The following is a 13,479-nucleotide window of genomic DNA, read 5'->3' on the forward strand; positions in this document are numbered from 1 at the left end:
ACCCACACCCTCCACCGCAACCACCCCGACCACCACCACTACCAAACCACCCTCACCACCCTCCACACCCACCACCACCAACCCACCCACCACAAAACCAACCCACGACCCACAACCAAACTCCCCACCTACCCCTTCCAACGCACCACCCACTGGCTCACCCCCCTCACCGAGGAAGAGCCCCTCCCCGACGACACGCCGCTCGACGCCGAGTCGCTGCTCACCCTCGTCCGCGCCCATGTCGCGGTGATCGCCGGCACGGACGGCCCACGGGCCGTGGACAAGACGCGGACGTTCAAGCAGCTCGGATTCGACTCGCTGGCGGCCGTGGAACTCCATGGGCGGCTCAGCGCCGCGACCGGACTCCGGCTGCCGACCTCGCTCACGTTCGACCACCCCACCCCCGAAGCGGTCGCCGCCGAGCTGGAGACCCGGCTGTCGGCCGCCACCCACGAGACGCTGTCCCTCGCGCCGCTGCTCGACCGGCTGGACGGGGTCCGTGAACTGCTGTCCGGCCAGGAGCTGGGGGAGAGCGCGCGGGAGACGGCCGCCGCCCGGCTGAGCGAACTACTCGCCCTCTGCACCGACGCCGGACGAGCCCGGGAGACCGCCGAGGACGCCCCCGACCTGGAGGCCGCCAGCGACGGTGAGATGTTCGACTTCATCACCAACGAACTGGGCATCTCCTGACCCGGCCGCCCGCACGACGCGAGGGGCGCGGCCCGGAATCCTCCGGGCCGCGCCCCTTACGCGGCTCCCCGCCGGCCCCGCTCAGTCCTCGCCGCGCGGCGTCAGCGCCTCACACAGCTCCGCGATGGTCGGATGGTCGAAGAGCAGCTCCAAGCCGTCCTCCTCCGCGCCCTCGAAGTCGAACTCCTCCCGCAGCCGGCCCAGGATGGCCACCGCGTGCAGCGAGTCGCCGCCCAGATCGAAGAAGTCCTCGGTGACACCGAAGTCGCCGTGCCCCAGAGCGGCGCTCCAGATCGCGAACACGGTCTCCTCCCGGGCGTTCCGGGGCGCGGTCCGCTCGTCGGCCCCGGAGTCGTCCCAGGGAGAGGGCAGCGCCGACCGGTCCACCTTGCCGTTGGCGGTGAGGGGGATCCGGTCGATGACCATCACATGCCGCGGCACCATGTATCCGGGCAGCAGCTCCTCCAGACTCCGCCGCAGCCCGTCGGGCTCGGGCCGGGCCGTGCCGCCCCCGGGCGCCTGGGCGATCAGCACCCGCTGGCCGTGGAAGTCGACGGCGGAGCCGGGGCCCGGGACCGCCGCGAACCGGGTGAACCCGGCGTCCTCCAGATGCCCCCGCCACTGCTCCACGCCCAGGAGCGGCAGCCGCTGCTCGCCCCGGTCCTGCGCGAGCGCCTCGATGAAGCCGACCGTCACCATCTGCTGCCGCGAATTGACCGTCCCCTCCACGAGCATCAGCAGCCCGCCGGGCGCGAGGACCGAGCGCAGCCGGGTCAGGCTCCACAGCGCGTCCTTGGCGTCGTGCAGGACATTGGCCGCGATCACCAGATCCACCGAGCCCGGCTCCACCCCCTGCGAGGCCGGCTCACGGTCGACGTCGAAGATCCCGTAGTCGACCCCGGACCGGTCCCCGAAGCGCTCCTCGGCCCGCTTGGTGAAGTACGTCGACACATCCGTGAACGAGTACCGGACGAGCCCCTCCGGCAGCGCGTCGAGCACCTCGGCCGTCGTCGCGCCCGTGCCCGCGCCGACCTCCAGCACCCGCACCGGACGCCCCGGAGCGCCTCGGGCCCCGGCGAAGGCCCGCACCCCCCGGGCCACCACGCCGTTCTGCAGCGTGGACACGGCGTTTCGCGCGTACAGGGCCTCCGTCACCTTCCGGCCGTCGTCCGCCAGCAGCAGGGCCAGCGGGCTGGTCCCGCCCCGGAGCATCTCGATCTGCCGCTCGGCGCAGTCGGCGAAGTAGCCGGCCAGGACCGCGTCGCTGCCCCGGACGTCGAGGGCGGCCAGCCCCTCCCGTACCCGCTCGTCCAGCGCCCCGGCGTCCAGCGGCGTGTCGCAGACGTACTCGCCGGGCCCGGCCCCCGCCCGGAGCGTCCCCTCCTCGCACAGGACGCCGAGCCATCGTTCCACGAGCCCCCGATAGCCGGGACGGACCCCGCCCCCGGCGACGATCCCGGCGGCGGTCGCCGTCTCCCCGGCCCGGGCGAACACACCGAGCCGCGCGAGCGTACGGGCCATCAGCGACGGCGTCAGGGCCTCCAGCGCCTCCAGCATGCCCCGGTACGCGCCGAGCGGCGCCGCCAGCTCCTCCGCGCCCAGCGCGGCCCGGGTCCGCAGCGCGTCGAGCGCCGCCTCCCACACCGTCCGGTGGTCCCCCTCGCCCGCCCCGGCCGGCGACATGTCCGCGACGGCCGGGACGACATGCGCCACGAGCTGCCGGTGCCCCGTCTTCGGGCTGGTGTCCACGCCCGCGACGGCGTCCGCGACCCCCGGCTGCCGCAGCAGCGCCGACGCGATCTCCCCCAGCTCGATCCGATAGCCGTTCACCTTCACCTGGAGATCCTCCCGGCCCAGGAACTCGATGTCCCCGCCCGGCAGATAACGCCCCAGATCCCCCGTCCGGTACAGCCGCTCCCCGGTGCGCGGATGCACGACGAAACGCTCCGCCGTCCGCTCCGGATCGCCCCAGTAGCCCCGCGCCACCCCCGCGCCGCCGATGAAGATCTCACCCGTGGCCCAGACCGGACACGGCTCCAGCTCCCCGTCGTACACATGCAGCGTCTGACGGGCCAGCGGCTTGCCGTACGGAATCCGCGCCCAGTCGGCCGGGACCTCCCCGACCGGATAGCACACCGACCAGATCGACGCCTCCGTCGCACCGCCGAGGCTGACCACCTCCGCCCGGGAGTGCCGGGCGCGCACCGCGTCCGGCAGCGCCACCGGAATCCAGTCCCCGCTGAGCAGCACCAGACGCACCGTCGACGCGGGCCCGGCGGCGTCCCCGCCCCCGGCGTCCACCCACGCCTGCATCAGCGCGGGCACCGAGTTCCAGACCGTCACCCCATGACGCTCCGCCAGCTCCGACCAGTGCGCCGGGTCCTGGGCCTGCGCGGGGGACGGCATGACGACGGTGCCGCCCGCCGCGAGCAGGCCGAACACGTCGTACACCGACAGATCGAAGCTCAGCGACGACACCGCGAGCACCCGGTCGCCCGGCCCGACCCCGAACCGCTCGTTCATGTCCACGACCGTGTTCACGGCCGCCCGGTGGTCGATCGCCACCCCCTTGGGCCGCCCGGTGGAACCCGAGGTGTAGATCACGTACGCCAGATCGTCCCCCGACGGCGCCGACTCCAGCGGCTCCGCGCTCGCCGCCGTCACCTCCGGATCCGAGCAGACGATCACCCGCACCCCCTCGATCCCCTCGAACGAGCCCCGCAGCGACGGCGACGTCACCACGATCCGCGCACCGCTCTCCCGGAGCAGCTGCTCGCGCCGCGCCCGCGGCCACCGGGGCTCTATCGGCAGATAGCCCGCCCCCGACTGCTGCACCCCGATCACCGCCGAGACCTGCTCGCCGCCCCGGGGCAGCACCACCGCGACGACCGAGTCCCGCACCGCCCCCAGCCCCTTCAGACATCGGGCCAGCCGGCGCGCGCGCTCCACCGTCTCCCGATACGTCAGCTCCCCCTCCTCGCTGATCACCGCCACCGCGTCGGGGCTCAGCCGGGCCCGCGCCTCCACCAGCTCGCACAGACTGTCCGCGCCCGCCGGCCCCGCCGCCGTGTCATTGGCCTCCCGCCGCTCCTCGCTCTGCCACGCGGGCAGCGCCGCGACCGCGCCCACCGCCTCCCACCCCCCGGCGTCGTCCGCCAGCTCCTCCAGCGCCCGGCAGTAGACGCCGAACATGTCGTCCAGCACCCCGGCCGGGAACAGCGCCTCCACCGCGTCCCAGTTGAACAGCAGCTCACCCCGCTCCTCCGAGGTCTGGTGATCCAGCCACACCTGCGGAGTCTGCGTCAGCCCGTGCACCCGCTCACCGAAGAAACGGATCCCCTCCGCCGGATCCCCCTCCGGCGAACCCAGCACCAGCGCGCTCGTGAACACCACCGGCATCGCCGCCGCCGGACCGCCGCCCAGCCGCCGCGCCCGCTCCCGCAGCACCCGCACACCGTTGTACGACATATGCTCCAGATCCCGCATGAGCGTGCTCTGCACCGCCCGGGCCCGGTCCACGAACGACACCCCGCGCCGCTCCCGCATCTCCAGCATCGTCAGCGTGGTGAAGTCACCGATGACCCGGTCGATCTGCGGATGCACCGGAGGCCGGTTGAACAGCGTCAGATTCAGCGTGAAGTCCGGCTGGGCCGACCAGCGGCGCAGCACATCCCCGAACGCCGTCATCAGCACCGCCGAGGGAGTCAGCCCGTGCCGCCGGGCCGTCTCCTTGACCGCGCCCCACCGCTCCCGCGACAGCCGGGCCGCGCGCCGGGTGAACTCCGTCCGCTCCAGCCGGCCGGGCAGCACCGCGAGCGGCAGCTCCGGAGCGGGCGGCAGCGTGTCCAGCCGCTCCAGCCAGTACGCCTCGTCCTCGCGGTGGCGCGCGCCCTCCCGGGCCGCCTCCTCGTGCAGCACATAGTCCCGGTACGACAGCGACAGCGGCTCCGGCCGCCACCCCGGCTCCTCGTAGAACCGCCGCCACTCCCCGAACAGGACGTACAGACTCAGCCCGTCCAGGATGAGCACGTCGATGCTGATGTGCAGCCGGATCCGGTCGCCGTCCAGCAGACAGGCGCGAATGTCGAACATCGGCGCCCGGTCCGCCGGCAGCACCTGATGGTCCATCTCCCGGCGGATCCGCTCCACCCCCGCGCGCTCCCCCTCCGGCCCCTCGCCGCGCAGATCGCACACCGCGATCTCATACGGCGCGACCTCCCGCAGAATCCGCTGCCGGCCGTCCGGCCGGACGACGGCCCGCAGCATGTCGTGCCGCTCGATCAACCGCCGCAGACTCTCCGTCAGCCGCTCCACCTCAAGACCGGTGCGCTCCAGCTCGAAGTAGAGATGCGTCGACACCCCGCCCAGCTCCAGCGCCGAGCCGCGCCCCACCCAGTAGGCGTGCTGGATGTCGGTGAGCGGAAACGGGGCGTACCGCTCGTCGGGGCGCGGCCGCACCCGTTCCCCGGTCTCGGGGCCCGCGCCGCTGCGCCGGAGCAGCGCGATCAGATCGTCCCGGCTCTGCCGCAGCCGTTCACGCAGTTCGTCGGTGAGCGTGCCCGCCGGGGCGACGATGTCCAGGCGATCGCCCGCGAGGCGTAGTTTGACGCCTCTGCGGTGCAGCTCGGACAGGAGTTCTTGGGCCATCTCGGGTCTCCAGACATCAGGTCGGTCGGTATCCGGCGGGGCTCGGCCCGCGGGACGGTCGGTGCTGGTCGATCACTTCGGCGACGACGGCGAGCGGGGTGTGTCCCGGGCGGTCGCGGGGCCCGGGTGCCCAGGCGTCCGGGCGTCCGGAAGGCCGGGTGCTCAGTCCCGGTCGATCACATCGGCGACCACCGCGAGCGCGGCCGGGTCGGTGAGCAGCGTGTAGTGCGACGCCCGAACCGTGACGGCGCTCGCGCCGGCGCGGGAGACGGCGGACCAGCCCCAGTCGGGGGAGCCGGTGTCCGGATGCCCGGCGAACTCGCCGACCTGGCCGTCCGCCGCGCGCAGCACCGTGATCGCGGCGTCCACGCCCTTCGCCCGATGGCTGTGGCAGGCCCGTACGACCCCGCGGAACACGGCGAGCGCGGACACCAGATCGGCCGCGTCGAGCCCGCCCCGGGGCAGGCCCCTCTCGTTCGCGAGGTCCAGCGTCCGGGCCAGCCGGTCGCCGTCCCGCATCCCGTCCAGCCGCCGCACCCGGTCGAGCGGGGCGTGCTCCGGGCGCAGACCGATGCCGAGGTCCTCCAGGAACCACACCAGCAGCCGCGCCTCGTCGATCTCCGCCGTGCCCGCAGTGCCGGCTGTGCCCGCTGTTCCCGCTGTGCCTGACGTCTCCGCCGTGCCCGCCGTCTCCGCCACGGGCGACGGCGCGGGCGAGTCCAGCACCAGGACCCGCTCCACCCGCTCGCCCGCCTCCTCCAGCAGCCGCGCCGCCGCCACGGCGATCACCGCCCCCGAGGACCAGCCGCCGAGCAGATAGGGCCCCTCGGGACACTCCTCGCGCAGCGCCCCGGCGTACAGCTCGGCCAGCCCGGCCACGGTCGACGGCGGTTCCTGCCCGGTCGCGGGCCCCGGGGCCTGGAAGGCGTACACGCGGCGATCGAGCCGTTCGGCCAGCTCCCGGTAGCAGACGACGTTGCCGCCCGCCGGATGCACCAGGAACAGCGGGGTACGCGACGCCCGGCCGGGTCCCGCGCCGCGCAGGGTCACCAGCGGCGACCAGGCAGCCCGCGCCGCCCGCAGGCTCTCCGCGAGGCCCGCGACGGTCCGCTTCTCCAGCAGCAGCCCCAGCGGCACCCGGCGGCCGGTGCGCTCAGCGACCTGGCGCAGCACCCGCAGCGCGGCGAACGACTGCCCGCCCAGATCGAAGAAGTCGTCGTGCACCCCGATCCGGCCCACGCCGAGCACCGACCGCCACACCTCGGTGAGCAGCGTCTCCAGCGCGGTCCGCGGCGAGGTGTGCACCCGATCCGGCCCGCCCCGGGGCCCGCTCATCGACTCCAGCGCCCGCCGGTCCAGCTTGCCGTTCCCGGTCAGCGGAAGGGCGTCGAGGACGCTCACCCGGCCGGGCACCATATAGCGCGGCACCCGCAGCGCCACCTCGGCCAACACCTCCCGTACGAACCGCTCGTCGCGGCCGGAACCGGCCGCCGGGTCCGTTACGAGGCGCCCGTCGTCATCCGGTCCTGCCTCCGGCCCCGGTACGAGTCGCCCGCCCCCGCCCGGTCCTGCCTCCGCCTCCGGTACGCCGGGTTCGTCCCCGCCCGGTCCCGTCTCCCGCTCCCCGTGCGCGGGCGGTGCGCCGCCGCCGGGCGCGGCCGTACCCGACTCCCGTACGACGAACGCCTCCAGCCGCCGGCCGGAGCCCGAGTCGGGGGCCACCACCGCGGCCCGGCCCACCCCCGGACACTCCAGCAGCGCGTGCTCGATCTCGCCCAGCTCCACCCGGAAGCCCTGGATCTTCACCTGGAAGTCGCCGCGCCCCAGGAACTCGATGTCCCCGTCGGGCAGATAGCGCCCCAGGTCACCGGTGCGATACAGCCGCTCCCCGGTGCGCGGATGACGGACGAACGCCGCCCGTGTCCGCTCCTCGTCCCCCCAGTAGCCGAGAGCGAGCCCCCGCCCGCCGATGTACAGATCGCCCGGCACCCACACCGGCGCGTCCCGCCCCGCCTCGTCCAGCACATGCCAGCTCTGCCCCGCCAGCGGCCGCCCGTACGGGATGCTCGACCACGCCGGATCCGGTGCGTCCACCGGGAAGCAGATCGACCAGATCGACGCCTCCGTGGCCCCGCCCAGACTCACCACCCGCGCGTTCGGCGCGACCTCACGGATCCGTCCCGGCAGATCCACCGGAATCCAGTCCCCGCTGAGCAGCACCGTACGCAGCGACGGCAGCCGCACCCCGGCCGCGAACGCCTCCTCCACGAAGAGCTGCATCACCGCGGGCACCGAGTTCCACACCGTCACCCCCCGCGAGCGCACCGTCTCGATCCACGACGCCGGATCCGTCCGCGAGGCGGCCGGCAGCACCAGCGTCGCGCCCGCCGCCGCCGTCCCGAAGACGTCGTAGACCGAGAGGTCGAAACAGAGCGACGAGACCCCGAACACCACGTCCGACGAGGTCACCCCGAAGCGCCGGTTGATCTCGGCGATCGTGTTGAGCGGCCCCCGGTGATCGAGCATCGCGCCCTTGGGCCGGCCCGTGGACCCCGACGTATAGATGATGTACGCCAGATCCCCCGGCTCCCGCCCCGGTCCCGCCGCCGTGAGCGCCTCGCCCCGGAGGGCCTCCTCCACCGTCACCGCCGGCGGCCCCGCGCGGCCCGCGACCTCGTCCCTCAGCGCGTCCGCCGTCACCACGGCCGCCGCCCCGGTGTCGGCGAGGACATAGCGCACCCGGTCAGCGGGCCAGTCCGGATCGACCGGCACATAGGCCGCGCCCGCCGCGAGCACCCCGTGGACGGCCGCTATCTGCTCCGGCCCCTTCGGCAGCGCCACCGCCACCACATCGCCCGCGACCACCCCGCACCCGAGCAGCCGGGCCGCGATCCGGCCCGCGTACGCGTGCAACTCGGCGTAGCTCAGCGTCTGACCGGGACCGGCCACCGCCGGGGAGGAGTCCTCCGCCCTCGGCGACAGCAGCTCCCCGAGCGACCGGGCGGGCGGCTCGGGCGCCTCCGCGAGCGCCTCCGCGTTGATCCGCTCCCGGGCGTCCCGCTCCGCCCCGGCGAGGGCTCCGGCCGCCGAGTCCGCGTCCCGCGCCGCCCACGCCGACTCGTCCTCCGCGAGCCGGGTCACCAGCGTCCCGTACGCCTCCAGCATCGAATCGATCAGACCGGCCGGGAACATCGACTCGATGACGTCCCAGATCACCCACAGCCTGCCGTCGCGCAGCTCCCAGAACTCCGTGTCCAACAGCGTCTGAGGCGTCTCCAGCAGACTGTGCCGGGGAGGATCCGCCGGCCCCACGAACAGCGCGCTGCCCACCGCGAACGGACACACCGCGCTCCCCGGCGTACGCCGCACCTGATTGAGCGTCTGCAGCACCTTGTTCCCGCTCCAGAACGTGTGCTCGGTGTCGGCCATCACCCGCGACTGGAGCCGGCGGACCCGGTCCTCGAAGCTCTCCGCGTGCCGCCAGTCCACCTCCAGGGGATAGAGCGAGGCGAAGTTGCCCAGCAGCTCCCCCATCTGCGGATGGATCGGCAGCCGATGCGTGATCATGTTGTTCAGCAGGAAATGACGCGAACCGCTCCACCGCGCGATCACCTCCGCGTGCGCGCCCAGCAGCACATTCGTCAGCGTCAGACCCCGCTCGTCCGCCTTCGCCCGCAAGGACTCCCGGACCTCGGGCGGCAGCAGCAGCTCCCGCCGCGACAGCATCGACCTGCCGTGCCGCGCGGCGCCGCTCACCAGCGGCAGCTCGGGCGCCCCCGGCCAGTCGGCCATCCGCTCGCACCAGTACGCCTTCGACGCCCGGCCCAGCGGCGAATCCTCCAGCTCCGCCAGCGCCAGCACACAGTCCCGGAACGCCACCTCCAGCTCCGGCAGCTCCTGATCCGGACGGTCGTAGTAGTGCCGCGCGTCCGTCAGCAGCCGGAACGCGCTCGGCGCGTCGGCGAAGAGATTGTTGTTGTTGTGGTGGAACCGCGCCCGATTCCCGTCGTACAGACTCAAGTGCGGTGTCAGCCAGGGCCATCGGTCGTGCGCCGGCTCCTGCCGGCACATCGACTCACGGGTCCGCTCCATCAGCCGCTCGGCCTCCGCCGGCGGCAGCCCCCGCAGATCCGACACCGTGAACTCCACCGGAGCGGGGTCGCGCACCGTACGCAGCAGCATGTCCTCCCCGGCCACCACGATGTTCTTGCGCTGACGGCGCACCGCCCGGTTGAACGCCGCCTCGAAGCGCTCCGGGTCCAGATCCTCGAACTCGAACTCGCCGTACTGATGCGGGCGCACATAGAACTCGAAGCCCTCACGGCTTCCCATCAGGAACGACTGCTGCAAGTCCGACGGCGCGAACGGCTCGTACAGCCGCTCCGCGTCGTGCCGCACCACCGGCAGCCCGCCGCCGCCCGGGCCGCCGGAACCGTCCACCGGGCGCGCCAGCCAGGCCACGATCTCCTTCTTGCGCCCGGCGAGCGCCTCGCGCAGCTCCGGGGTCAGACTGCCGCGCGGCGCCTGCACCTCCAGACGGTCACCGTCGACCAGCCGCAGCTTGACGCCCAGCCCGGCCAGCTCGTTCAGCAGCGAGGCGACGGGCGAGGTCGGCGAGGCCGGCAGGGTCGGTGGGGCCGGCGGGGTCGGTGGCGTCCGCGGTGTCTGCGGATCCAGGGCGGAACCTCTCGTGCTCACGACGGAACCTCTCTCATCGCCGGGCGGATCGCCCGGCGGGTCGGCGGGTCGGCGGGTCGGCGGGTCGGCGGGTCGGGACGGACGGGGGCGGACCGGACGGGGTGGGCCCGCCCCGGTGACCCGGGGCGGGCCGCGCTCTCACAGCGTCAGCACCTCCGTGTCGCCCGAGCCCTCGGCGATGTCCTCGTCCGAGGCCAGCACCCCGCGCAGGGTGATCTGACGGCAGACGAACTCGGCGATCTCCAGCGCCGTGCCCCCGCCGAAGAGGAAGTCCGCCGGAACGTCCGCCGCGTAGTCGCCCATCAACCGGCTGCGCAGCCGGACAGTCGTCAGCGAATCGAGCCCCAGCATCGGCAGCCGCGTCCCGGCGAACACCGGGCGCAGCTCCTCGCGCTGCCGCTCCCCGAGATCCAGCAGCAGCGCGACCGCGTCGAGCAGCTCCGTCAGAACCAGCTCCCGCAGCCGCCCCGGATCCGCGCTCCCCAGCTCGGTCAGCTCCTCCACCGACCGCGACCGGCCACCGCCGCCGAGCGCCGCGCCGCCGTCGCCCGGCAGCACCGAGGCCAGCAGGGTGTACGGCACCGAGCGCGCCGCGACCGCCGCGTAACGGCGCCAGTCCATCCGGGCCAGCCCCACATGCGCCCCGCTTCCGGAGCCGGCCCCTGGTCCGGAGCCGGCCCCTGGTCCGGAGCCGGCTCCCGATCCGGAACCGGCTCCGGCTCCGGCTCCGGCCGTGATCCTGGAGAACGCCTCGAACGCCTGCCGGGGCGGCATCGCGTCCACGCCCGCCGCCGCCAGACCCTCCAGCGCCCCGGACCGCGCCGCCATGCCGACCTCCGCCCAGGCCCCCCACCCGACGCTCAGACCCGAGAGCCCCAGCCCGCGGCGGTGCGCGGCGAACGCGTCGAGCACCGTGTTCGCCAGCACATAGCCGGACTGCCCGGCTGCCCCCGTCATCGACGTCATCGACGAGAACAGCACGAAGAAGTCCAGCTCCTCGCCCGCGTCCCGGCACTCCCGATGCACATTCCACGCCCCGCGGACCTTGGGATCCAGCACCCGGCGGATCCGCGGCCAGTCCTGCTTGTCCAGGACCGCGTCGTCCGTGACACCCGCCAGATGCAGCACACCGCGCACCGGCGGCAGCTCACGCCGCGCGAACGCCATCAGCTCAGCGACCTCCTCGCGCCGCGCCACGTCCGCCCGCCGGATCTCCACCCGAACCCCGCTCGCCCGCAGCGCCGCCACCTCCGGCGGGACCTCGGCCCCGGCCGGCGCCCGGCGACCCGTCAGCACCAGCGACCGCGCGCCCTGCCGGGCGAGCCACCGAGCCGCCGCCAGCCCCAGACCGCCCAGTCCGCCGGTGATCAGATAGGTGCCGTCCGGCCGTACGGTGACCGGCGGCCGCCCGCCCGACAGCTCACGCTCCGTCAGCCGCGCCTCGTACCAGCGGCCCCCGCGCACGGCCAGATGACCGGCCCCGGGGAGCAGCGCGGCCCGCTCGACGGTCTCCGCCGCCGAGGGCACGGGTCCGCCCGGGTCGAGATCGATCTGCACGCACCGGAGATCCGGGTGGTCGGAGATCACGGCCTTGGCCGCCCCGGTGAGCACCGACTGAGCCAGCACCGCCGAACCGCCCGCGCCCGGCGCCGCGCCCGCCGAGCGGATGACCACCCGGGGCCGCGCGTCGGCGTGGGCCCGCAGGAAGTGCTTCAGGAGGAGCAGGGAGTGGTGGGCGAGCCGGTAGACGGCCTCGATCTCCGGGTCGTCCGTGCCCGGCTCAGGGGATTCCGAGGCCCCGCCGGAGTCCGGTCGCCGGGCGTCCGCCGCTTCGGGGGAGGCCACGGCGTCCAGCAGCAGCCCCGCGATCCGGTGCCTCGATCCGGCGGCCGTGCCCGGGCCCGTGCTTGTGCCGGTGCCTGTGCCCGTGCTTGTGCCGGTGCCCATTCCCGTGCCTGAGCGCAGGGTCTCCAGCGCGTCGGAGAGCCGCGCGCCGAAGAACTCCTTCAAAGCGGACTCCGACTCGGGGTCCACCGCCATCGCGGCCCCGTCCGACGGCATGCCGTCGCACAGCAGCCGCCCGTGCCAGCCGCCCGAGCCGTCCGGATCGCGTCCGACGACCAGCCATACGGCGTCCGCGTCCGCGTCGGCCTGGGCCACGGCCTCGGCGGGCGGGGCGGCGGGCGGGGTGAACGGCGCCCATTCGATCTCGTACTCGCGCGGACGGCTGACCGTCAGACCGCGCACCGCCGCGGGCGAGACCGTACGGAACCGCAGCCCCTCGACGGCCACCAGCAGCTCACCGGAGTCCGACAGCAGATCCAGATCCATGGAGAAGTCGCCCGACGCTGCGAACCCGCGCCCACGGGCGTGACACCACACACGCGACGGGAGCCGGCCGTACACGACCACCCGGTCCACCCCGACCGGCAGCCGCAGCACATCGGCGCCCCGGGTGAAGGCCGCCACGGTCTGGAAGCACACATCGAGCACGACCGGATGCAGCGTGTACGTCGCCGAGTCGCGTTCCGCCTCCGCCACCTCGACCAGCCCGAGCACCTCGTCCTCACCCCGGCGCAGCAGTCGACTCAGCCCCCGGAACGCGGTTCCGTACTCGACCCCGACCCGCCCGACCCGCTCATACAGCTCGTCCGGGTCGGCGGTCGACATCCGCTCCCGCAGCGCGTCGAGATCCACCGACCGGGCCGGCCGCGCCGGCTCGGTCGCCGGAGTGGCGAGAGCGACCGTCAGATGCTCCGTCCACGCTCCGGGACTTCCGCCCCCGTCCCCATCCCCGGACGGATCCTCCTGCCGCCCGAAACACCGGACCCGGAAGCCGGATCCCTCCGGCGCCACCGAAGCCTGGACCTTGACGGGCGTACCAGCGCCGAAGTGCAGGAACTCCGCGAAGGTCACCCCTTCCAGAACCAGGCCGTCCCTGCGCGCTGCTTCCGCCGTGCCGGTGCCATCCGTGCCTGTGCCCGCGCCTGTGCCCGTGGCCGTGCTCGTGGCCGTGCTCGTGGCCGTGCTCGTGGCCTCGGTCGAGCCGTTGGCCGAGCCGTCTGTCGAGACCGAGGCCCGGACCGCGGCGACCGCCCACTCCAGCATCGCCGCCCCCGGCAGCACTGCGGTCCCGGCCAGCCGGTGCTGCTCGATGAACCACGGCCGCCCCTGCTCCAACTCGCCCGAGAACCGGCGGCCCTCGGGATCGGCCAGATCCAGCGGCGCGCCCAGAAGCGGGTGCTCCGAAGACGATCGTTCCGCTTCGCGCTTGCCGGAGGTGAGCCAGTAGGAGCTTCGTTCGAAGGCATACGTGGGGAGGTGTGTTTTGGGTTTCTTGTTGTTTTTGTTGTGGTGGGTGGGTTGGTGGTGGTGGGTGTGGAGGGTGGTGAGGGTGGTTTGGTAGTGGTGGTGGTCGGGGTGGTTGCGGTGGAGGGTGTGGGT

General features: G+C 73.9%; 4 protein-coding genes. 1 reads left to right on the forward strand and 3 read right to left on the reverse strand.

Annotation, left to right across the window (positions count from 1 at the left end; genetic code table 11):
• Positions 1-690: phosphopantetheine-binding protein (locus tag ACF089_RS35665; RefSeq protein ID WP_392036323.1), on the forward strand; the 690-nt coding region annotated here is incomplete at its 5' end.
• An 81-nt stretch (positions 691-771) separates the two neighbouring features.
• On the opposite strand, the gene ACF089_RS35670 is transcribed toward ACF089_RS35665, so the two are convergent.
• The 3 genes from ACF089_RS35670 to ACF089_RS35680 form a co-directional block, all read right to left on the reverse strand.
• Positions 772-5,337 (reverse strand): amino acid adenylation domain-containing protein, encoded by a 4,566-nt coding sequence (locus tag ACF089_RS35670; RefSeq protein WP_392036326.1) that lies wholly within the window; start codon positions 5,335-5,337, stop codon positions 772-774.
• Positions 5,338-5,499: 162 nt separating this feature from the next.
• Complete coding sequence (locus tag ACF089_RS35675; RefSeq protein WP_392036329.1) at positions 5,500-10,035, reverse strand: amino acid adenylation domain-containing protein; 4,536 nt, start codon at positions 10,033-10,035, stop codon at positions 5,500-5,502.
• A 138-nt stretch (positions 10,036-10,173) separates the two neighbouring features.
• A partial coding sequence (locus ACF089_RS35680) for a type I polyketide synthase (RefSeq protein WP_392036332.1) occupies positions 10,174-13,479 on the reverse strand: 3,306 nt, incomplete at its 5' end.

The sequence above is a fragment of the Streptomyces sp. NPDC014894 genome, from assembly GCF_043080985.1.
Classification (GTDB): domain Bacteria; phylum Actinomycetota; class Actinomycetes; order Streptomycetales; family Streptomycetaceae; genus Streptomyces.

What these genes read in the sequence shown, in the direction of transcription:
- ACF089_RS35670 (WP_392036326.1), bottom strand. Translation starts at nt 5,337, where the DNA reads ATGGCCCAAGAACTCCTGTCCGAGCTGCACCGCAGAGGCGTCAAACTA.